Source organism: Variovorax sp. KK3, assembly GCF_001984055.1.
GTDB lineage: Bacteria > Pseudomonadota > Gammaproteobacteria > Burkholderiales > Burkholderiaceae_C > Variovorax.
In genome coordinates this window covers 73,887-95,682 of the sequence record NZ_LYVO01000020.1, presented here as the reverse complement: position 1 = coordinate 95,682, position 21,796 = coordinate 73,887, and the positions used below count along the sequence as shown (strand labels likewise).

General features: G+C 67.0%; 18 protein-coding genes and 2 pseudogenes. 17 read left to right on the top strand and 3 right to left on the bottom strand.

What is annotated here, in order from left to right; all coding sequences use genetic code 11:
- Both B0W80_RS12310 and B0W80_RS12305 read left to right on the top strand, forming a co-directional pair.
- A pseudogene (locus tag B0W80_RS12310) lies at nucleotides 1-358 on the top strand (hypothetical protein); the annotation flags it as partial.
- Nucleotides 355-1,104 carry an acetoacetate decarboxylase gene (locus B0W80_RS12305; RefSeq protein WP_076999421.1) on the top strand — a complete coding sequence of 250 codons (750 nt, stop codon included), beginning with the start codon at nucleotides 355-357 and terminating at the stop codon, nucleotides 1,102-1,104. The pseudogene B0W80_RS12310 and the gene B0W80_RS12305, both read left to right, overlap by 4 nt.
- Before the next feature lie 21 nt (nucleotides 1,105-1,125).
- On the opposite strand, the gene B0W80_RS12300 is transcribed toward B0W80_RS12305, so the two are convergent.
- Nucleotides 1,126-2,043, bottom strand: a complete 918-nt coding sequence (locus tag B0W80_RS12300; RefSeq protein ID WP_076999420.1) for a LysR family transcriptional regulator — start codon at nucleotides 2,041-2,043, stop codon at nucleotides 1,126-1,128.
- Between the two features lie 103 nt (nucleotides 2,044-2,146).
- On the opposite strand from B0W80_RS12300, the gene B0W80_RS12295 reads away from it, so the two are divergent.
- The 9 genes from B0W80_RS12295 to B0W80_RS12255 are packed head-to-tail and all read left to right on the top strand — an operon-like array spanning nucleotide 2,147 to nucleotide 12,471.
- A complete protein-coding gene (locus tag B0W80_RS12295; RefSeq protein ID WP_076999419.1) occupies nucleotides 2,147-4,267 on the top strand; it encodes an indolepyruvate ferredoxin oxidoreductase subunit alpha in 2,121 nt (706 codons plus the stop codon).
- Nucleotides 4,268-4,275: 8 nt separating this feature from the next.
- Entirely contained in the window at nucleotides 4,276-5,757 is a 1,482-nt protein-coding gene (locus tag B0W80_RS12290) for an indolepyruvate oxidoreductase subunit beta family protein (protein ID WP_076999418.1), read from the top strand.
- Nucleotides 5,758-5,791: 34 nt separating this feature from the next.
- Complete coding sequence (locus B0W80_RS12285) at nucleotides 5,792-6,937, top strand: ABC transporter substrate-binding protein (protein WP_076999417.1); 1,146 nt, start codon at nucleotides 5,792-5,794, stop codon at nucleotides 6,935-6,937.
- A 13-nt stretch (nucleotides 6,938-6,950) separates the two neighbouring features.
- Nucleotides 6,951-8,087, top strand: coding sequence for an alpha-hydroxy acid oxidase (locus B0W80_RS12280; protein WP_076999416.1), 1,137 nt, complete (start codon nucleotides 6,951-6,953; stop codon nucleotides 8,085-8,087).
- A complete protein-coding gene (locus B0W80_RS12275) occupies nucleotides 8,080-8,952 on the top strand; it encodes a branched-chain amino acid ABC transporter permease (RefSeq protein WP_076999415.1) in 873 nt (290 codons plus the stop codon). Before B0W80_RS12280 ends, B0W80_RS12275 begins: the two co-directional genes overlap by 8 nt.
- Nucleotides 8,949-9,878 carry a branched-chain amino acid ABC transporter permease gene (locus tag B0W80_RS12270; RefSeq protein WP_076999414.1) on the top strand — a complete coding sequence of 310 codons (930 nt, stop codon included), beginning with the start codon at nucleotides 8,949-8,951 and terminating at the stop codon, nucleotides 9,876-9,878. Before B0W80_RS12275 ends, B0W80_RS12270 begins: the two co-directional genes overlap by 4 nt.
- A complete protein-coding gene (locus B0W80_RS12265; RefSeq protein ID WP_076999413.1) occupies nucleotides 9,878-10,627 on the top strand; it encodes an ABC transporter ATP-binding protein in 750 nt (249 codons plus the stop codon). The genes B0W80_RS12270 and B0W80_RS12265 overlap by 1 nt, the downstream gene beginning before the upstream one ends.
- Before the next feature lie 53 nt (nucleotides 10,628-10,680).
- Nucleotides 10,681-11,388, top strand: coding sequence for an ABC transporter ATP-binding protein (locus B0W80_RS12260; protein WP_076999412.1), 708 nt, complete (start codon nucleotides 10,681-10,683; stop codon nucleotides 11,386-11,388).
- Between the two features lie 3 nt (nucleotides 11,389-11,391).
- The gene (locus tag B0W80_RS12255) at nucleotides 11,392-12,471 is read left to right on the top strand and encodes an enolase C-terminal domain-like protein (protein ID WP_076999411.1); all 1,080 of its coding nucleotides are present in this window, start codon (nucleotides 11,392-11,394) and stop codon (nucleotides 12,469-12,471) included.
- On the opposite strand, the gene B0W80_RS12250 is transcribed toward B0W80_RS12255, so the two are convergent.
- On the bottom strand, nucleotides 12,431-13,339 hold the full coding sequence (locus B0W80_RS12250; protein ID WP_076999410.1) for a helix-turn-helix transcriptional regulator: 909 nt from the start codon (nucleotides 13,337-13,339) through the stop codon (nucleotides 12,431-12,433). The genes B0W80_RS12255 and B0W80_RS12250 overlap by 41 nt on opposite strands.
- A gap of 178 nt (nucleotides 13,340-13,517) precedes the next feature.
- On the opposite strand from B0W80_RS12250, the gene iaaH reads away from it, so the two are divergent.
- From iaaH to B0W80_RS12225, 5 genes are read left to right on the top strand one after another with little or no spacing between them, the layout of a single operon-like run.
- A complete protein-coding gene (iaaH, locus tag B0W80_RS12245; protein ID WP_076999409.1) occupies nucleotides 13,518-14,924 on the top strand; it encodes an indoleacetamide hydrolase in 1,407 nt (468 codons plus the stop codon).
- A gap of 28 nt (nucleotides 14,925-14,952) precedes the next feature.
- Nucleotides 14,953-16,104 carry a substrate-binding domain-containing protein gene (locus B0W80_RS12240; protein ID WP_076999408.1) on the top strand — a complete coding sequence of 384 codons (1,152 nt, stop codon included), beginning with the start codon at nucleotides 14,953-14,955 and terminating at the stop codon, nucleotides 16,102-16,104.
- A gap of 2 nt (nucleotides 16,105-16,106) precedes the next feature.
- Nucleotides 16,107-16,964, top strand: coding sequence for a branched-chain amino acid ABC transporter permease (locus B0W80_RS12235; protein WP_076999407.1), 858 nt, complete (start codon nucleotides 16,107-16,109; stop codon nucleotides 16,962-16,964).
- Nucleotides 16,942-18,678 carry an ATP-binding cassette domain-containing protein gene (locus tag B0W80_RS12230; RefSeq protein WP_076999406.1) on the top strand — a complete coding sequence of 579 codons (1,737 nt, stop codon included), beginning with the start codon at nucleotides 16,942-16,944 and terminating at the stop codon, nucleotides 18,676-18,678. Before B0W80_RS12235 ends, B0W80_RS12230 begins: the two co-directional genes overlap by 23 nt.
- Complete coding sequence (locus B0W80_RS12225; RefSeq protein ID WP_076999405.1) at nucleotides 18,675-19,361, top strand: ABC transporter ATP-binding protein; 687 nt, start codon at nucleotides 18,675-18,677, stop codon at nucleotides 19,359-19,361. Before B0W80_RS12230 ends, B0W80_RS12225 begins: the two co-directional genes overlap by 4 nt.
- Before the next feature lie 448 nt (nucleotides 19,362-19,809).
- On the opposite strand, the pseudogene B0W80_RS12220 reads toward B0W80_RS12225, so the two are convergent.
- Nucleotides 19,810-20,946, bottom strand: a pseudogene (locus B0W80_RS12220) (IS1182 family transposase); the annotation flags it as partial.
- A gap of 442 nt (nucleotides 20,947-21,388) precedes the next feature.
- Between B0W80_RS12220 and B0W80_RS12215 the strand changes: the two are divergent.
- A complete protein-coding gene (locus tag B0W80_RS12215; protein WP_076999432.1) occupies nucleotides 21,389-21,691 on the top strand; it encodes a putative quinol monooxygenase in 303 nt (100 codons plus the stop codon).
- Nucleotides 21,692-21,796 lie beyond the last annotated feature (105 nt).

Here is a 21,796-nt window from a genome sequence, read left to right as displayed (position 1 = left end):
AGCCCGCCCCATGCATCCCAAGCCGAAGGCCGCACCAGCCACGCGACGAACGCGCGCCGACATGAAAGCGGCGACCAAGGCGCTGGTCTTCCAGGGCGGCGGCGCGCTCGGCTCCTACCAGGCCGGCGTGTTCGCCGAGCTGGACGCGCATCGCAAGCGCGCGCACTGGATCGCAGGCGTTTGGGCCGCGGGGCAGCGCGACATGCACACCACGCTGGCCAACCCGCAGGCACTGCGCAGCGACGTGCAGACCAATGGCGTGACCACCTACGACCTGGGCGATCCGGACGCGATCCGCATCAAGCGCCCGATGGCCGCGTCACCGAAGACCCACTTGCAAAGGACCGATCGATCATGAAACTCGAAGACGTGCGACGCAACGCGTTCGCCATGCCCCTGACCAGCCCGGCCTTTCCGCCGGGGCCGTACCGCTTCATGCGGCGCGAATTCCTCGTCATCACTTACCGCACCGACATGGACGCGTTGCGCGCCGTGGTGCCCGAGCCGCTCGAGGTGGTCGAGCCGCTGGTCAAGTACGAGTTCATCCGCATGCCCGATTCGACGGGCTTCGGCGACTACACCGAATCGGGCCAGGTGATTCCGGTGCAGTTGCGCACCGCCAAGGGCGTCGAAAAGGGCAGCTTCGTGCATGCGATGTTCCTGAACGACCATCCGCCGATCGCGGGCGGGCGCGAGCTGTGGGGCTTTCCGAAGAAGCTCGCGACGCCGGTGCTCGACTACGAGACCGACGTGGTCGTCGGCACGCTCGACTACGGCAAGGTGCGCGTCGCCAAGGCCACGATGGGCTTCAAGCACAAGACGCTGGCGCCCGAGCCGATCCTCGCGGCAGCGGCGCAGCCGAACTTCCTGCTCAAGATCATTCCGCACGTCGACGGCACGCCGCGCATCTGCGAGCTGGTGCGCTACTACATGACCGACATCCAGCTGCACGGCGCCTGGAGCGGCCCGGCCTCGCTCGAGCTGCATCCGCATGCGCTGGCGCCGGTGGCGGAACTGCCGGTGCTCAAGGTCGAATCGGCGCTGCACTACATCGCCGACATGACGCTGGCGCTCGGCACCGTCGAGCACGACTACCTGCGATAAAGCGCCCTTGACGGGCCGGCCCTAGAGCTTGCTGAGGGTCTGGATCAGTTCGTCCCGCAGCCACCGGTGCGCCGCCGAGCTTTCCGAGCGGGCATGCCAGTGCACCCGCACTTCGAAGCCCGGCAACGCGACCGGTATCTCTGCGATCTGCAGCCTCCGGTCCTTGGCGAAGAGGCGGGCCACGCGCTCGGGCAAGGCCACGACGAGGTCGCTGCCTTCCACCAGGCTGGGCAGCACGGAGAACTGCGGCACCAGGGCGACGACGTTGCGCCGCACGCCGCGTTGAGACAGCGCGCTTTCGATCAACGCATGCCCCGACACCGGCGAGCTCACCATCACGTGGCGAGCCCGCACGAACTCTTCGAGTCGAAGCCCGCCGCGCGGCAAGGGGTAGTCGCCGGACAACAGGCAGACATAGCGTTCGGTGAAGAGCAGCGCCTCCCGCGAGTGCTCGTGCAGGTTCGGAAGGTTGCCCAGCGCGAAGTCCAGGGCGCCCGTGGCCAAATCGTTCACCACGGTTTCCGACAGCTGGACGAACTCCGTCTGCAGCCGGGGCGCGATCGACTGGAGCCGCCGAAGCACCGGTGGAATGAAGAACAGCGCACCGATGTCCGAGGTGGCGAACCTGAATCGCCGCGACGAGGTGGCAGCGTCGAAACCTTGCCGGCCTTCGAGCGTGCCTTCGATGGTCGACAGGGCCACGTTCAACTGTTCGTACAGCCGCTCGGCGACGACCGAGGGCGTCAGGCCCTGGGCGCCGCGTGCGAACAGCCGGTCGCCATACAGGTCCCGCAGACGCGACAGCGCATGGCTGACGGTCGGCTGAGTAAGGCCCAGGCGCTCGGCGGCCTGGGTGACGCTTCGCGTTTCGTAGATGGCGACGAAGGCCCGGACCAGGTTGAGGTCGAAGTGGGCTGGAGCATCGGACCCTGCGGACATGGCTTTCATCGATGTGTAACACGTACTCCATCGATAGGAAGAATGAAAGGCCGACCATAGCATCCCTGCCACCACGACGAGCAGACAGCAGGAGACAGACAGCATGGAGCGTTCATTCGCCGGAGAAGTCCGGTCGCTCGCCCTCGGGCAAGGCCAGATCTTCCATGGCGAGGGCATCCTGGCGGTGACGAAGGCGCTGCTGCAGTCGGGCGTGAGCTACATCGGCGGCTACCAAGGCGCGCCGGTCTCCCACCTGATCGACGTGCTCGGCGATTCGAGGGACCTGCTGGACGAACTCGGCATCTACTTCGAGAGCAGCGCCTCCGAAGCCGGCGCGGCCGCGATGCTCGGCGCGTCTATCCACTACCCCGCGCGCGGTGCGGTGACGTGGAAGAGCACCGTCGGCACCAATGTCGCGTCCGATGCGCTGTCGAATTTGGCGTCGGCGGGCGTCAAGGGCGGCGCGCTGGTCATCCTGGGCGAGGACTACGGCGAAGGCTCCAGCATCATCCAGGAGCGCACGCACGCCTTCGCGATGAAGTCGCAGATGTGGCTCATGGACCCGCGCCCCAACCTCACGTCGATCGTGAACGCGGTGGAGCGCAGCTTCGAGCTGTCCGAGGCCAGCAACACGCCGGTGATGCTCCAGCTTCGCATCCGTGCCTGCCACGTGCACGGCACCTTCGAATGCAAGGACAACCGGAGCCCGCGCATCTCGACGCGCGAGCTTATCGACAGCCCGAGCTTCGACTACGCGCGCATCAACCTCCCGCCGTCGATCTACGAACACGAGCGGCAGAAGGTCGAAGAGCGCTGGCCGGCCGCGGTGCGCTTCATCCGCGAACACGCGCTCAACGAGCAGTTCGATGGCGACATGGCCGACATCGGCATCGTCGTTCAGGGCGGCCTGTACAACAGCACCATCCGCGCGCTGCAGCAGCTGGGCCTGGCCGATTCCTTCGGCGTGTCGCGCGTTCCGCTGTACGTGCTGAACGTGGTCTATCCCCTCGTGCCCGACGAGTTCCTGGCCTTCTGCGACGGCAAGCGCGCGGTGCTGCTGGTCGAAGAAGGGCAGCCGAACTACATCGAGGAAGCGCTGCAGTCTGCCTTGCGCCGCGCCGATGCGCCGACGCGGCTGCATGGCAAGGACATGCTCCCCATGGCGGGCGAGTACGCGGGCGAGATCCTGCTTCCCGGCTTCGCCCGCTTCCTGGCCGCAGCGGCGCCATCGGGCTTCGACGCCCGGCACGCCACGGCCATGGCCAACGCGATGACCGACGACAAGGAGCGCTCGAAGCAGGCGCTGGGCGCGCCGGTGCCGACGCGTCCGCCGGGCTTTTGCATCGGCTGCCCGGAGCGCCCCGTGTTTTCCGCCATCAAGCAATTGCAGGCCGAGGTCGGCAAGGTGCACGTCAATGCCGACATCGGATGCCACACCTTCGGCACGCTGCCGCCCTTCAACGTCGGCAGCACCGTGCTGGGTTACGGGCTGGGCCTTGCGAGTTCGTCGGGCGTCGGCCCCCTGCTCGCCAACCGGACCATCAGCATCATGGGCGACGGCGGCTTCTGGCACAACGGATTCACCAGCGGCGTGGTGAACGCCGTCTACAACAACCAGGACTCGGTGCTGGTCATCCTGAAGAACGGCTACACGTCCGCCACGGGCACGCAGGCCATCCCCTCGTCGCCGACGCAGCCGGCCGCGCGCCCGTTGACGCTGGACATCGAGAAGGCGCTGCGCGGCGTCGGCGTCACATGGATTCGCACGGTCGGCAGTTACCGCGTCGAAGAGATGCTGGACACGCTCCGCGAGGCCATGACGACGCCGGAAGGCGGGCTCAAGGTGATCCTGGCCGATGGCGAATGCCAGCTGGAGCGGCAGCGGCGCATCAAGCCGCAGGTGGCCGCGAAGCTCGAGGCCGGCGAGCGCGTCGTGCGCACCCGCTTCGGCATCGACGACGACGTGTGCACCGGCGACCACTCGTGCATCCGGTTGTCGGGCTGCCCGTCGCTGACCATCAAGCCGAATCCCAGCCCGCTGCGAACCGACCCGGTGGCGACCGTCAACGCGGGCTGCGTCGGCTGCGGGCTGTGCGGCGAGAACGCCCACGCCGCGGTCTTGTGCCCGTCGTTCTACAAGGCCGAGATCGTCCAGAACGCGAGCCGCTTCGAGCGCTTCATGGCGAAGGTGCGTGGGGCGGTGGTGGAAAGGCTCGCGGCATGAGCCGATCGATGACACGTCCTGTTTGCGTGCTGGTCGCGGCCATGGGCGGCGAAGGCGGCGGTGTGCTCGCCGACTGGTTGATCGATGCATCGACCCATGCCGGCTTTCCTGTGCAGAGCACATCGGTTCCCGGCGTCGCACAGCGCACCGGCGCGACGACGTACTACGTCGAAATATTCCCTCAGCCACGGGCAGCACTCGCAGGCCGCGAGCCCGTGCTGTCGCTCACGCCGACGCCGGGCCAGGTCGACATCGTCGCGGCCTCCGAACTGGTCGAAGCGGGCCGCTCGATCCAGAGCGGCTACGTGGACCCGCAGCGGACCACCCTCGTCACCTCGACCCATCGCGAATACGCGGTGTCCGAAAAAGCCGCCATGGGCGACGGCCGCTTCGACAGCGTGCGGATCATCGAGGCGGCGACGCAACGCGCCCGCCGCGCCGTCATCTTCGACATGCGCGCCCTGGCCCAGCAGAACGGCACGGTGATCAACACGGTGATGTTCGGCGCCATGTGCGCCGCAGGGGTTCTGCCATTCGACCGCGCCGCCTGCGAAGAAGCGATTCGCCGTTCGGGAAAGGCCGTCGACGCCAGCCTGCGCGGGTTCGCCGCGGGCTTCGACGCCACCGAAGGCCGTCGCATCGCGTCGGAGAAGCTCGACTCGGCGGTCCGCGCCAGGCCCGAGATGCCGGCGCGCGTTCGAGCGTTGCCGGAGTCGCTGCACGACGTGGTCTGCGCGGGCGTCGCGCTCACCACCGACTTTCAGGACGAACGCTACGCCACGCTCTACCTCGACCGGGTGGAACAGCTCATGAAGGCGGCGCCTTTCGCCGACGAGACGGCCCTGGGCGCCGTGCGCGAAGCCGCGAGATACCTCGCGCTCTGGATGTCCTACGAAGACGTCGTCCGCGTCGCTCACCTGAAGACCCGCCGCGAGCGCCTGGACCGTGTGCGCCGCGAGGTGGGTGCGCGCAGCGGCGAGCCCCTGCAGATGACCGAGTTCCTGAAGCCGGGGCTGGACGAGATGGCATCGGTGCTGCCGCCCAGGCTGGCCGCCTGGCTGCGCCGGAAGGCGGCCGGCCAAGGCTGGCACCGTGGCATGTACATCCGCACCGACACCATCAAGGGCTTCCTGATGCTGTGCGGCCTTCGGAGCCTGCGGCCGCTGCGGCGGCACATGTCGAGGTATCACGAGGAGCAGGCCGGCATCGAGGCATGGCTTGCAGCGGTGCAGGCGGCCATGCCCGGACCGCTCGCGCTCGAAGCCGCGCTGTGCGGCAACCTCGTCAAGGGCTACGGCGAAACGAACCGGCGCGGCCGCCGCAACCTCGACGCCATCCTGAAGCAGATCGGCGAAGGCGCGAGCGCGGAGTCGGTTCGCGCGGCCCGCATCGCGGCGCTGGCGGACCCGGAAGGCAAGCAGCTGTCCGCGGCGCTCGGGCAGCCGATCGCGCGGCCCATCCACATCGTGCGGCGACGGCCCGCGAACTGATTTCATCCACGCCTGAACAAAGAAGGAGACAACCATGAATGAAACGCGACGCAAGCTGCTGACCGCTGCCGCATTGCTCTCGGTGGCGAGCGCCGCCGCCGCGGCCGACGGCCCCATCAAGATCGGCGCGGTGGTGTCGACCACAGGCCCGGCCTCGTTCCTCGGCGACCCGCAACAGAAGACGCTCGAACAGTACGTCGAGAAGATCAACGCGGCGGGTGGCGTGCTCGGCCGCAAGCTCAGCCTGGTGCTCTACGACGACGCCAGCGATGCCAACAAGGCCAACGCATTCGCGCGCCGCCTGATCATCCAGGACGAAGTGGACGTCATCATCGGCGCGTCGAGCACCGGCTCCACCATGGCGATGGTGCCGCAGATCGAGGCGGCGAAGATTCCTGCGGTGTCGCTCGCGGCCGCTTCGGTCATCGTCGAGCCCGTCAAGCCCTACGTCTTCAAGATGCCGCACTCGGACCGCATGGCCGCGTACAAGGTGCTCGAGGACATGAAGAAGCGCGGCTTCGCCCAGGTCGCCCTGCTCTCCGACACCGGCGGCTTCGGCAAGTCGGGCCGCAACGAGACGCTCAAGGCCGCCGAGGCGCTGGGCATGAAGGTCGCCGAGGACCAGACCTACGGCGAGAAGGACACCGACATGACGCCGCAGCTGACGCGCATCAAGTCGTCGCCAGCGCAGGCCATCCTGGTCTTCGGCACCGGCCAGGCGCCCGCCATCATCGCCCGCAACTACCAGCAGCTGGCGGTGAAGCAGCCGCTTTACACCACGCATGGCCAGGCCTCGCTCGAGTTCGTGCGCATTGCCGGCAAGTCGTCGGAAGGCGTTCGCATGCCCTCGCCCGCCCTGCTCATCGCGTCGGCCCTGAACGCCGAAGACCCGCAGCGCAAGGTGAGCGTGGAGTACGCCAAGAACTTCGAAACCAAGTACAAGACCGACGTGTCGACCTTCGGCGGCTACGCGCACGACGCGCTCTACCTGGTGGTGGACGCCATCAAGCGCGCAGGCAGCACCGACAAGGACAAGGTGCGCGCGGCCATCGAAAGCACCAAGGGCTTCGTCGGCGTGAGCGGCATCTACTCGATGACGCCACAGGACCACATGGGCCTGGACAACACGGCGTTCCGGATGATCGAGATCTCGAACGGCGCGTTCAAGGAAGTCCGCTAGGCCTTTGCCGCCGATGATGCTCCGGATCGCCGATTTCCGGACGCGCGCCCGCGCCCGGCTGCCCCGCTTCGTGTTCGACTACGTCGACGGGGCGGCCGAGGACGAGGAGTGCATCGTCCGCAACCAGACCGACCTGCGCGCGCTGCACCTGCTGCCCACGTGCCTGCGGGACACGACCCGGCTCGACACCGCCATCGAGGTGTTCGGCCAGCGGTGGGCTTCTCCGATCGGCATCGCGCCCATCGGCTTCGCGGGCCTGGTGCGCCGAGGTGCCGACGGGGCCTTGGCACAGGCCGCCGCCTCGCTGGGCTTGCCCTTCGTCCTCTCGACGGCTTCCAACGAGCGGCTCGAATCCGTGCGCGCGTCGGCGCCGAGCGGCAACCAGTGGCTGCAGCTCTACGTCATGTCCGACCGGCGCATCGCCGAGCAGATGGTGAAGCGGGCCAAGGACGCGGCATACGGCGCGCTGGTGTTGACCGTCGACGTGCCCGTCAGCGGCATGCGCGAGCGCGACCATCGCAACGGCTTCAAGCTGCCGTTCCGTCCCGGGCTACGCACGCTGGCCGATCTGGTCGCGCATCCGGCGTGGTCGCTCTCGATGGCGATCGGCAAGTCCCCCGGCTTCGTGAACCTGTCGGAGGGCGAGGCCAAGGCATCGCCCCAGCTGCAGGCCGCGCTGCTGGCCAGGACGATGGACCGAAGCCTCACCTGGGAATCGCTTCGGTGGCTGCGAAGCCTCTGGGACGGCCCGCTGCTCGTGAAGGGGCTGCTGCATCCCGAGGACGCGAAGCACGCCATCGCGCATGGGGTCGACGGCATCGTGGTGTCCAACCATGGCGGCCGGCAGCTCGATGCAGCGCCATCGACGATCTCGGCACTGCCTGCCGTCGTGCATGCGGTGGATGGCCGCGTGCCCGTGTTCGTCGACAGCGGCTTCCGCCGGGGCAGCGACGTCGTCAAGGCCCTGGCACTGGGCGCTCGCGGCGTCTTCATCGGAAGGCCCGCCATCTGGGGCCTTGCCGCGAACGGCCAGGCCGGCGCGGCTGCCGCCCTTCGCCTCGTCTCCGACGAAATCGAACGCACGATGACCCTGCTGGGGGCCTCGCGCATCGACGATCTTCAACCGCTCCACGTCCACAAAAATGTCTGACCTCCCTCAGTTCCTCTTCTCGGGCCTGACGACGGGCGCCGTCTACGCGCTGGCGGCCCTGGGCTTCTCGCTGATCTACAACGCCAGCGGCGTCATCAACTTCGCGCAGGGCGACTTTCTCATGCTGTCGGCGATGGTCACGGCCTCGCTGATCGGCCAGGGCATCGTGCTGCCCGGCGCGATCGCGGTCGGCATCGCGGTGACGGTGCTGGTGGGCGTGCTGCTGTACCGCCTGGCCATCCAGCCGGCCGGCAATGCCGACGTGGTGTCGCTCATCATCATCACCATCGGCGCCTCGATCTTCATCCAGGGGGTCGTGCAGGTGGTGCTCGGCAAGAACCAGCAGGTGCTGCCGCCGTGGAGCGGCGACAACCCGCTGCAGATCCTTGGCGCCTATGTGCTGCCGCAGGCGCTCTGGGTGCTCGGCACGGCCGCGGTGCTGGTGGCGGCGTGCGCGGCCTTCTTCAAGGGCACGCTGACCGGCAAGGCCATGCTGGCCGTCGCTTCGAACCGGATGGCGGCGATGGCGGTGGGCATTCCTGCGCGGCGCATCCTGCAACTGTCCTTCGGTCTGTCTGCGCTCCTGGGCGCCGTGGCCGGCGTGGTAGCGTCCCCGATCACGACGACGGTCTACGACATCGGCCTGATGCTCGGCATGAAGGGCTTCGTCGCGGCCACGCTGGGCGGGCTGGGCAGCGGCGTCGGTGCGGTCGTGGGTGGGCTCATCGTCGGCGTGCTCGAGGCGCTGGTCGCGGGCTACGTGTCGTCCGCCTACAAGGACGCCGTGCCCTTCGTGCTGATCATCATCCTGCTGCTCGTCATGCCGCACGGCCTGTTCGGCTCCCGCAAGACGGACCGGGTATGAAGCATCGAACGTCCCTGGCGGCCGCGGCGGTCGTGCTGGTTTTGCTGCCCTTCGTGCTGCCGAACAATTACACGCTCGACATCGCCATCCGCATCGCGCTCGCCGCCGTCGCGGTCATAGGCCTCAATCTGCTGATGGGCTTCGCGGGGCAGATCAGCATCGGCCACGCCGCCTTCGTGGCGGTCGGCGCCTACGGCAGCGCCATCGCCGCGACGCGATTCGGCTGGACGCCGCTGGTCTCGATTCCCGCCGCGGCCGTGGCGTCGGCCGTCATCGCCTGGCTGATCGCAAAGCCCATTCTTCGCCTGAAAGGACATTCGCTGACGATGGCCACGCTGGGCCTGGGCGTCATCGTCAACATCGTGCTCATCAACGAAGTCGGCTGGACCGGCGGGCCCGACGGCATGGCCGTGCCGCCACTGACCATGGGCAGCTTCACCCTGCAGAAGCTGATCCACTGGTATGCCGTGTCGGCCGTCGTCCTGTTCGCGGCCATCGTGCTGTCGTTGAACCTGTTCTCGTCGCCAGCCGGGCGGGCGCTGCGCGGCCTGCACGGTTCCGAGTACGCAGCCCGGGTGGTGGGTGTGGACGTGAGCGCCTTCAAGGTGCGGGTGTTCATCGCATTGGCCGTGTTCGCCACGGTCTCCGGCAGCCTGACGGCCCACTACCTGGCCTTCATCAGCCCGTCGATGGCATCCTTCGCGCATTCGGTGGAGCTGGCGACCATGGTCGTGCTGGGCGGCATGTCGAGCACCTTCGGCGCCGTGCTGGGCACCGCGCTGCTGACGATGCTGCCGCAGCTGGTGGGCGGGTTCCACGGCTACGAGGCCATCATCTTCGGGCTGGTGCTCATGCTCACGATGATGTTCATGCCCAAGGGCCTGGTGCCTTCCATCGCGCTGCGGCTGAAGAAGAGGAGCGGCTGATGCTGTCCGTCAAGGCGCTCTCCAGAAGCTTCGGCGGCATCTCCGCCGTCGACGACGTCTCCTTCGATGTCCGGCAGGGCCACGTGCATGCCGTCATCGGCCCGAACGGCGCAGGCAAGACCACGCTCTTCAACCTGATCAGCGGCGTATACGAGCCCAGCTCGGGACAGGTCTTCCTCGACCAGAACGAGGTGACCGGCCTGGCGCCCGAAGCGCTGGCGAAGCGCGGGATGTGCAGGACCTTCCAGAACCTGCAGGTCTGCATGAACATGACCGCTTGCGAGAACGTGATGCTCGGCGCGCACCTGCACAGCCACCCCGGCTTGTGGGCTGGCTTCCTGGGCCTGACGCGCGCTGCAGACCGCAAGCTCGAAGACAAGGCGCACGAACTCATGGACTACGTGGGCGTCGGCAGTGCCCGGCATGCGCATGCGACGCAACTTTCGTTCGGCGTGCTCAAGCGGCTCGAGATCGCGCGGGCGCTTGCCGCGAGTCCACGGCTGCTGTTGCTGGACGAGCCCGCGGCCGGCCTCAACGACAGCGAGACGCACGCCGTGGGCGAGCTGATCCGCAAGATCGCCTCGGGCGGCACCACCGTGCTGCTGGTCGAGCACGACATGAAGATGGTGATGTCCATCTCCGACCACATCGTGGTGCTCGACCAGGGCCGGAAGCTCGCCGAAGGCACCGCACAGCAGGTTCGCGCCGACCCCGACGTGGTCGCAGCCTACCTGGGAGTCGACGCATGAGCCGCCGGGCCGCTCCCAAGGCGAATACCGGAGCCGAAGGCGGAGGTGCTCCTATGACCACGACCGTCCTCAAGGTGGCGGGCCTCTGCGCCGGCTATGGGCGCATCGAGGCCTTGCGTGGGGTCGATCTGGAACTGCAGGCCGGCCAGCTCGTGGCGCTCGTCGGTGCGAACGGCGCAGGCAAGACCACGCTGCTTCGCACGATATCGGGCCTCATCCAGGCGCGGGGCGGCCGCGTCGAACTGCTGGGCCAGGACATCACCCAGCTCGCTGCCGAGAAGCGGGTGCGCGCCGGCCTGGCGCAGGTGCTCGAAGGGCGGCAGGTGTTCGGGCCCCTGTCGGTGCTGGACAACCTTCGCCTCGGCGGGTACACCCACAAGCCCGACCCCGGACGAATCGAAGAGATGTTCAACCTGTTCCCGATCCTGCGGACCAAGAAGGACCAGGGCGCCTGGCAGCTTTCCGGCGGCCAGCAGCAGATGCTGGCCATGGCGCGCGCGCTCATGAGCCGGCCGAAGGTGCTGCTGCTCGACGAGCCCTCGATGGGGCTGGCGCCGCTGCTGGTGAAAGAGGTGTTCCAGGTGATCGAGCGCCTCAAGAAGAGCGGCGTTCCGATCCTGCTGGTCGAACAGAACGCGCGGGCGGCCCTGGCCATCGCGGACCATGCCTACGTGCTCGAAACCGGGCAGGTCTCGCTGTCGGGGCCCGCCGCCGAACTCGCCGCCGATGAGCGCGTGCGCTCCGCCTACTTGGGAATCTAGAACATGACTGCTCCAAAAATCGTCGAAGTGATCGCACGTGCCGTGAACGTACCGCTCGAATACCCGGTTCGCACCAGCGTCGCCGTGGTCGACACCGCGCCGCTCGTGCTCATCGACATGAAGACCGATGCCGGTGTCACCGGGCGCAGCTACGTCTTCACCTACACGCCGCTGGCGTTGGCGGCGACGCTGGAGATGACATGCGCGCTCGGCAAGCTGATCACCGGATTGCCGGTCGCACCGGCCGCACTGGACGCGGTCTTCGCGTCGCGCCTGCGCCTGCTGGGCAAGACCGGCCTCACGCAGATGGCGACGTCCGGCCTGGACATGGCCGCGTGGGACGCCTGGGCGCAGCACCTGAAACAACCGCTGGCCCGCGTGCTCGGCGGCGATCTCAAGCCCGTGCCGGCCTACGACAGCCACAGCCTGGACGGCATCGAGCTCGGATGCCAGCGGGCCGAGGTGTCGGCGCGCGCGGGCTACGGCGCCATCAAGACCAAGCTGGGCTATGCGACGCTCGAAGAAGACATCGCCGTGTTGCGCGCCTTGAGGAAGACCGTGGGCCCCGACACGCGCATCCTGGCCGACTACAACCAGGGACTCACGGTGCCGGAGGCCATTCGCCGCATCCGCGTGCTGGAGGCCGAGCACCTGGGCTGGATCGAAGAGCCGACCATCCAGGAGAACCTGCGAGGCTATGCCGAGATTCGCAAGCGCACGCGAGTGCCGGTGCAGATGGGCGAGAACTGGCTGTCGCCCGACGAGATGCAGCGCGCATTCGAGGCCGGCGCCTGCGAACTCGCGATGCCGGACGTGATGAAGATCGGCGGTGTGACCGGCTGGCTCAAGGCCGCGGCGCTGGCGCAGGTCTACGGCATACCGATGTCGTCGCACATCTTTCCGGAATTCAGCGCGCACCTGCTGCTGGTGACGCCGACCGCGCACTACCTTGAGCGCATGGACCTGGCCGGCCCGATCCTCGCCAGCGCGCTCCGCTACGAGAACGGCAGCGCCGTGCTCGACGAGACGCCCGGCGTGGGCATCAGCTGGAATGAACCGGCTGTGACGCGCTACGCTGCTTGAGGACGCGGGTCGCGAACGCAGAGGGGCTGACCGCTTCTTCTGCGATAGCGGCGGGCGCTGCATCCGTCAACGCGATGGCCGCGGCCAGGCCGCCATGCTCGGGGTGCGCCAGCAGCACCTTGACGCGGCCCACGAGCGTGGCGCGGTTGGTCACGCGGAGCTTCTTGAACGCGTTGCCGAGGTGGAAGCGCACGGTCGGGTACTCCAGGCCGAGCCGGCTCTGGATCTCCTTGTCGGGGCAACCGCAGCTGACCAGCCATGCGACCTCGGCCTCGCGCCTGCTGAGTCGCCCCTCGCGCTGCAGCGTCGCTTCGGCGGACTCGCTTTCCTCGACGCGCGGGGCGGCCTCGTTCCAGCTGAGGCGCGACAGGGCGGCCGTGATGGCCGGCTCGACCATGTTCATGATGTCGATCTCACTGGCATCGAAGTTGCCGCGCTCCCGGTTGCGCCAGATGCGAACGTCGCCGACGCACTGGTCCCGATCGTAGAAGTAGACGTTCACGCCCCAGTACATGCGGTCGCGCTGCAGGAAGTCGTTGAAGAACTCGGTGCGTGACAGGTCGCTCTGGCAGAGCACCTGCGTCGCCACGGTCGGCTTGCGCCGCTGCATCATCGGGAAGGTCAGGGGATCGACGAAGCGAAAATAGGCATCCCAGGAACGCAGGTTCTCCGCAGACATGTTGAGCGCGGTCACGCGCTCGAACCGCTGCCGTCCCCCATTCCACACCATCGAGACGTAGGTGTCTGCGTGCAACAGGTCGAGCAGCGGAAGCGCCATGCGCTCGCGAAGCTCGTCGCCGTCGGTGGCGTTGGCGACCAGGCGCATGAGGTCGGCGAGCGCCCTTGTTTGACCGGTGGAGAGATGCATGGTGGTTTCAAGCAAGGTTCATGCGCGGGGACATCGATGCTAGGCATTGCGGTTGCGTTCACAAACCCGGTCTGACCCTACGTGCAGCCCCAGCCGTGCCGGACCCCTAGCGATTTATATAGGTCCGCAACGCAAGCGCGCTGCATACATTGGGTCGTCATCCAAGGACGAACGAGCCATGCACGCCATTGACCAACCTCTCTCCGCCATCCGCAAGCTGCTGGATGGCGGCACCGTCACCAGCCTCGACCTGGCCGAGGAATGCATCTCGCGCACGCGAGCCAACGCCGACATCAACGCATGGACCTGCTTCGATGCCGATGCGTTACGCGAGGAAGCGAAGCAGGCCGACCGCCGCCTCTCGGCCGGCGAACGGCTGCCCCTGCTGGGCATTCCGATCGCGCTGAAGGACAACATCGAAGCCGCGGGCATGACCTGCGGGGCAGGCACCGGCGCGCTGCACGGCAAGGCGCCGAATGCAGACGCGGAACTGGTTGCCAGGCTGCGCGCGGCCGGCGCGCTGATCGCGGGCAAGGTGGGCATGCACGAGCTGGCGTTCGGCATCACCACCAACAACGCGGTGACGGGTGCCGTGCGCAACCCGTGGGACCACGCGCGGATTCCCGGCGGAAGCAGCGGCGGCTCCGGTGCCGTCGTCGGCGCGCGCTTCGTGCCCGCGGCCATCGGCACGGACACCGGCGGCTCGGTGCGCGTGCCGGCGGCCCTGTGCGGGGTCAGCGGCTTCAGGCCGACGGTGGGCCGGGTGTCGGGACAGGGCATCGCGCCCATCTCGGTCACGCGCGACACGGCCGGTCCGTTGGCCTACACCATTGCCGACTGCGCGTTGCTCGATGCCGTGCTGACCGGCGCGCAGGACGGCGATTCGAAAGTCGAACTCAAAGGCCTGCGCCTGGGCGTACCGCGCGACCCATTCTGGAGCGACCTGGAGGCCGAATCGAAGCGCGTGGCCGAAGCCGCCCTGGAAGGGCTGCGGCAGGCAGGCGTCGAACTCGTCGATGTCGAGCTGCCGGCGCTGGGCGAGCTCAACGCCTCCGTGAGCTTTCCCGTCGCGCTGTACGAGTTCGTGCGCGACATGCGCGCATACCTCGACGCACGCGACCGCGGCGTGACGCTCGAAGAAGTGATCGCCGCGGTCGGCAGCCCCGACGTGCGCGGCGCGGTCGGCACGCTGCTGACCGGCGGCGGCATTCCGGAAGATGTCTACAAGAGCGCGCTGGAGGCGAGAAAGCGCATGCAGGCGCTGTACGCCCAGACCTTCGCATCGCAGCGCATCGAAGCGCTCGTGTTCCCGACCACCCCGCGCACCGCCGCCTTGATCGGCGAGGACGAGACGGTCGAGCTGAACGGCGCCCAACACCCGACCTTCGGCACCTTCATTCGCAACACCGACCCCGGCAGCAATGCCTCGTTGCCCGGCGTGACCCTGCCCATCGGCCTGGCGCACGGCTTGCCGGTCGGCCTGGCGCTGGACGGCCCCCTTCATTCCGACCGTCGACTCCTGGCCATTGCCGAAGCGGTCCAGTCGGCCCTTCCGCCGGCACCTCGGCTCGAAACGTCTTACTGAAACCCCGGAAACCCCGAAGGAGCATTCCATGGACCGTCGTCATTTTCTGCAGGCCACGCTGGCCGCGGGCGCAGCGAGCGCCCTCCCCGTCGCATTCGCAGCCGGCCCGCTGAAAGTGGCCGTCATGATTCCGCAGAGCGGACCGGCCGGCCTCTTCGGCCCGTCGTCGAAGGCCTGCGCCGAGATGGCGGCCGCCAACCTCAATGCGCGCGGCGGCGTGCTGGGCCGCAAGATCGAACTGCTGTTCGGTGATGCCGGCCTCGCGCCGGCAGAGGCCGGCCAGGCCGCCCTCAAGCTGTGGAAGGGCCAGAAGGCCGAGGCCGTGATCGGCATGCACGACAGCGCGGTGCGCGGCGCCCTGGTCGGCTTGTTCAAGGGCCAGGTGCCCTACTTCTACACGCCCGTCTACGAAGGCGGCGAATGCGCCAAGGGCACCTATGTGAAGGGCGAGACGCCGCAGCAGCAGCTGGAGCCCGTCATTCCCTGGCTTGCGGGCGAACGCAAGCCCACCAAGTGGTACATGATCGGCAACGACTACATCTGGGGCCGCAACACCAATGCCGCCGCCAAGGGCTACATCGAGAAGACCGGCGCGAAGGTGGTCGGCGACGAGTACCTGCCCTTCACGGTCGACAACTTCGACGCCAGCCTCGCCCGCATCCGCGACAGCGGCGCCGACGCGGTGCTCGTGTCGCTGGTGGGCGGCGCGTCGGTCACCTTCAACAAGGCCTTCGCCAGCTTCGGGCTTTCGGACAAGGCGATTCGCCTGGGCACGCTGATCGAAGAGAACACGCTGGCCGGCATCGGCGTCGGCAATGCACGCAACCTGTATTCGAGCTCGGGCTACTTCGCGACCATCGACACACCGGCCGCGAAGGCATTCGCCGCGGAATACGCCAAGGCCAACGGTGCCAATGCGCCGGCCCTGAACGGCCTGGCGGAGTCGACCTACGAAGGCTTCCTGATGCTGGAGGCCCTGGCGAAGAAGGCCAACAGCCTCGACACCGCCAAGCTGGATGCGGCGTCGGAAGGCACCACCTACACCGGCCCGCGCGGCAGCGCCACCATCAAGGCCCGCCATGTGGAGCAGGACATCTACGTGGCCGACGTCACCGACAAGGGCTTCCGCGTGGTGAAGACCTTTCCGAAGGTCGGCGCCGGCCAGACCTGCAAGGTCTGACGATGGCCGACGGCAGCTTGCTGCTGCATGGCCTCAACCTCGCCTACGAACTGGCCACGCTCGCGCTCACCACGCTGGGGCTGGCCATCGTCTTCGGGCTGCTGGGCGTGATGAACATGGCGCACGGCGAGTTCGTGATGCTCGGGGCCTATTCGGCGGTGACAGTTCAGCAGATGGGCCTGCCCCTCGTCACTGCCGCGCCCTTGGCGGTCGTGGTGTGCGGCGTGCTCGGCTACGTCGTGGAGCGGTGGCTGATCCGGCCGCTCTACGCGAGGCCTTTCGACACCTTGCTGGCCACGTGGGCGCTCGCGATGCTGCTGCGCAAGCTGGTCGAGGCGGTGTTCGGGCGCGGGTACCGCAACGTCGAATCGAACCTGGCCGCGCCGATGAACCTGCTCGGTGCGCAGTACCCCATCTACCGGCTGGCGCTGATCGCACTGGCCGTCGTGGTGATGGCGGGCCTCTACGTCTGGTACCGCCGAAGCGCCGCGGGCCTTCGCGTGCGGGCGATGACGGCGAACCCGGTGCTGGCCCAGGCGCTGGGCATCGACACCCGGCGGCTCGCATCGCAGGCCTTCGTCATCGGCGTGGTGCTGGCGGGCTTGTCGGGGGTGCTGCTGGCGCCGCTGATTCGCATCGAACCCGGCATCGGTGTCGACTACCTGCTCGATGCCTTCTTCGTGCTGGTCGTGGGCGGGCTCGGCACGCTGGGCGGGCTCTTCGGCGGCGTCGGCATCATCGGCGGCTCGCAAGCCGTCACGAGCAGCCTGGCCGGGCAAACCAGCGGCTATGCGGTAGTGCTCATGCTTTCTATCCTGTTCCTGTGGCTGAAACCCGATGGTCTTTTCTCGCGACGCTAAATCGGCGGCCCTGCTGGCCGTCGCGCTGGTGGTGCTGCCGTTGGCGACCAGCGAGTTCACCGCCTACCAGATCGCCCTGTACCTGATCTACGGCATCGCAGCGCAAGGCGTGGCCGTCTGCTGGGGCCGGCTCGGCTTTCTGCCCTTGGGACATGCCTTGTTCTTCGGGCTCGGGGCCTATCTGTTCGGAGGCGGACTCAAGGCCGCGGAGGACGATGCCCTCTGGTATGCCGCATTGCCGCTGGCCGTGGCGGCACCGGCGCTGCTCGCCTACGTCATCGCCCGGCTGGTGTTCGCCAGGAGTTCGCGCAGTGGGCCGTACTTCTCGCTCATCACCCTCGCGCTGACGATGCTCGGCTTTCTGGCGGCGCAGCAGTGGAGCAGCCTGACCGGCGGCTTCAACGGCATGGCCAACGTTCCGGACATTCCCGGCACGTCGCGCTACGAGACGCTGTACTGGCTCGTCGCTGCCTGCGCGGTCGTCAGCACCCTCGTGCTCGCGATGCTCGCGGCCCGTCCGATCGGCGTGATCTGGGAAGCCGTGGCGCAGAACGAAGAGCGTCTTCAACTGCTCGGCTACGCCACGGATCGCATCAAGGCCAACGCGTTCGCGTTCTCGGCCCTGCTGGCGTCGTTGGCCGGCGCACTGTTCGCGGCACACCAGGGCATCGTGACGCCGCAGGCGATGAGCTTTCTGCTGTCGACCGAGTTCGTGATCTGGGCAGCCGTCGGCGGCAAGGCCAGCGCCTTGGGACCTTTGCTGGGAGCGACCGTGGTGGGCTATGCCTCCGCCGAACTCCGCGAGCAGTTCCTGTATTGGGAAGTGGTGGTGGCAGCCGTGTTCATCGCCGTCGTGCTCTTCCTGCCACACGGCGTGGCCGGACTTCTCAAGCGCAAGGCGGATGCCCGACATGCCAAGGACGTGCCTGCGCCTGCTGCACCTGGCGACGGTGCCGCGGCCGGGCCGGTGTCCTTGGCGCTCGATGGAGTCCAGACCGGCCAGGCAGGCGTGACCATTCTCGACGGACTGTCCCTCTCGCTGCGAGGGCCGGGCATTCGATGCGTCATCGGTCCCAACGGCGCGGGCAAGACCTCATCGTTCAACGTCATCACCGGCCGGCTGCCGCTGCTGGGCGGCGGCGTCAGGCTGAACGACCACGACATCGGCGGATGGGCAGCCTGGCGGGTGGCGCGCAGAGGCATCGGTAGGAAGATGCAGGTGCCGTCGGTGTTCCCGGACCTGACCGTGCGCGAGAACCTCGGCCTGGCCGTCTGGGCCGGTCGGGCATCCGGGCTCGATACCTTGCGCTTGTCGGCCTTGGGTTGGCATACCCCGCTGCTCGACGACATCCTGAAGGAGTTCGAGGCACTGCAGGCGCGACTCGATGCGCGAGCGGGGACGCTGGCGCAGGGGCACCGGCAGGCGCTCGAACTGGCGATGACGCTCTTGCCGGAGCCCAGGCTCGTTCTGCTCGACGAGCCCTGTGCCGGTCTGTCGCCGGCGGAGACCCACCAGATGATCGACGCCATCAAGTCGCTCGTACACCAGATCGGTGCCGCGGCTTTGCTCATCGAGCACGACATCACCGCCGTGGACGCCATGGGCGGCGATGTGTACGTGCTCCACCAGGGCCGACTGCTGGCCAAGGGATCGCTCGCCGAGATCCAGGGCAGCGCAGAGGTGCGGGCCGTCTACGCGGGAGGCCGCAAATGACGCTGGCCTTCGACGACGTGGTGTGCGGCTACGGCGACACGGTCGTGGTCCGCGGCGTGTCCGGGCAAGTCCAGCCCGGCCAGGCGTTGGCCGTCGTCGGCCGGAACGGCGTCGGCAAGAGCACGTTGCTGAAGGCCTTGGCGGGCCAGTTGCCTTTGACCCGGGGACGCATCTCCTGGAACGGAGCCCTGCTCGCGGGGACGCCGCTTCACACGCGCCTCGGGCTGGGCATCGCCTACGCACCGCAAGAAAACGTGGTGTTCGGCGAACTCACGGTGGCCGACAACCTGTGGCTTCATTTAAACGACCGGGCGACGAGCCGGTACGAAGAGCTCTTCGCGCTCTTTCCGCTTCTGCAGCGCCGACTGAACCAGCGCGCAGGCTCGCTGAGCGGCGGCGAACGCAAGCTCCTGTCCTTCACCCGCACCATCGGACTGCAGGCCAGGCTTTCGATGCTGGACGAGCCGACCGAAGGCGTTCAGCCGGAGAACATCGACCGCATGGCGACCGCGGTGAACCGGCGCAAGGCCGACGGGGCTTCTTTCATCGTGGTCGAGCAGAACCTGGAATTCGTCGCGGCAGTCGCCGACTCGGTGATCGTTCTCGACCACGGCGAAGTGGTGCTGCACGGGCGCTTCGCGGAGCTCGGGCGGGAGCGCATCGAACAGCACATGGTGGTTTGAGGTTCAGCGCGATCGAGCGTTCATGGGCGACGTGATCACCAGCCGTAGGTTCCTAAAGTTCTGGTCATTTTTGACTAAATATTGTCGCTTTTTGGGCGTCCTCTCAGTGCTTCCTGGGGTAGGAAGCCCAAGAAGCCGCTCACGGTCCCGAACCGCCATCGCGAACTGTGCCAATGCGTTGGCCAGCATCGGAACAAGGTCCCCAACCATTTAGCCATGTCTCCAACGCCCTAGCTTGAGCAGCGGCTGCATCAGGCTCCCCTCCTGTTCACGCATCCCGATCTGGAGAATGAGCTACGCCGCCTACTGTCGGTCGAGGTTGTGTGCAAACGGTCTCGATTCTCCAGTGTCGAAGGTATGGCTGGCGTGTCAGCCCCGTTGTCCAGTAGACACACTGCAAATGCGTCATCACGATCGCGGATCGAGCTTTGAAGAGGTGCGAGAGGGATCAGGCCTCCATCAATCTCATCGCCTTCATTGTCCTGGTCATGCCCAGGATCGCGATGCCCCTCTTCATGTTGTAAGCCAGCACGTGCAAGCTCATTTCTGTGTTCACGTGCTACAGCGTTTTGGTGCGGAAGTGCGTTGAGCCCATCCAGTACTTCAACGTGCCGAACACGTGCTCCGCGGTGCATCTGCGCAGCATCATCGCAACAGGCTTGCGGTCGAGGCGTTGCTGAGCGCGCTCGAGCACCGCTTCATGCTCCCATCGACGGATGCGCCGGTAGTCGCCTGTCGTGCAGTGCTCCTTCATCAGACAGCGTGGGCAAGCGCTGGTCCAGTAGACCCGAAACTCGTTGCCGTTCTTCTCAAGCGTGTTGCACCTGTAGATGGCCCGCTCCGCTGCGGGACACCGATCCTCATCCTCCTTGGCGATATAGACGAAATCGCTCTTGTCGAAGCGTCCCTCGGCCTTAGCGTTCGAAGTCATCGGTTTGGGCACGTAGGTCAAGATGCCGGCATCCTCGCAGGCCTTGAGCTCCGCGCCATTGAAGTACCCGCGATCTGCGAGTGCTTGCAACTTGGTCTTGCCCATCGCCTCGCGAGCAGCCTTGGCCATCCTGCTATGTTGCGCACGGTCGCTGCCAACATTCGTCACCTCGTGCGCGACGATGAGATGGTGCCTCGGCTCGACCACCGCCTGCACGTTGTATCCCACCAGGCCTGAGCCTGTGGCCTGTGAGTTCATCGAACGCGCATCGGGATCCGTGAGCGGGCGTTGACCGTCCGGCTCCTTCTTCAACTCTTCACGCGTGTCATCGAGCTGCTTCATCTGCTCGCGCAGCTTCTTGATCTTGTCCTGCAGCCGCTCGGTCTTGGCCTCGACCTCCGCAGGCTGCGTGCGATCGGCCGTCTCCAACGCATCCAGGTAGCGCTGGATGCTCTGCTCGCTCTGGCGCTGGCGACCATCGATCTTGCCGGGCGTAAAGTTGCGGTCGCGGCTGTTGACCGCCTTGAACTTGCTGCCGTCGATGGCAACGATCGCGTGCGTGAACAGCTTGAGGTCGCGGCACAGACCGATGAAGCGGCGGCAGACGTTGAGGATGCCTGCCCCGTTGTCGCTCCGGAAGTCAGCGATGGGTCTCGTCAACGTGGACCTGGTGCCGGGCACGGCGCTCAACGAGTTGGACGTGGCGACACAGTTCGGGGTGAGCCGCACGCCGGTGCGGAGGCCTTCCGCACGCTGCTCTCCGAGAGGCTGCTCGACGTGCGGCCGCAGGGCACCTTCGTTTCACTGCTGTACCGGCCGGACCTGGAGGATGCGCTCTTCGTGCGCGAAGCGCTCGAATGCGCCGCTGCGGACAGGGCTGCGCGAGTCTGGAGTTCATTGCCGCCGATTCGGTGAGAAGCTCGATGCCGAACTTCCGGTTTGAAAAAGTGCGTACCGGGGCGCGCCGATTGGGGCTCACTGCCAAGACGTTGATGTACGAAAGATAGTTCGCGACATGGGCATTCAAATGGCGCAGACTGTTGTGCCCGATGCGACCAAGACCGGTCGCGTGTCGTTCAACCAAAGGAAGCATGTCATGGTCAAAGTCGCGTTGTTCGTTCGCCTAGAAGCGAAGCCCGGGAAAGAGAAAGAGGTCGAAAGCTTCCTCGTGGGTGGGCTTCCTATCGTCATGGAAGAGCCCGCCACTACCGCTTGGTTTGGCATTCGCCTTGGGCCGACAACCTTCGGAATCTTCGATGCCTTTCCGAATGAAGCAGGCCGGCAGGCGCATCTGTCCGGCAAGGTTGCGGCGGCTTTGATGGCCCAGGCCGGTGAGTTGTTCTCCGAGCCGCCGTCCATTCAGAAAGTCGACGTGCTTGCGGCAAAGCTACCCGGCTAAACAACGCACCATGGCCCTCCAGCCGACGTTCCGCCTTCGCTTGCGGAACGGCGGCTGATTTTGGGTGTCAGCGCTTCGTTGCGAGGATGATCCACTGCGATGTCT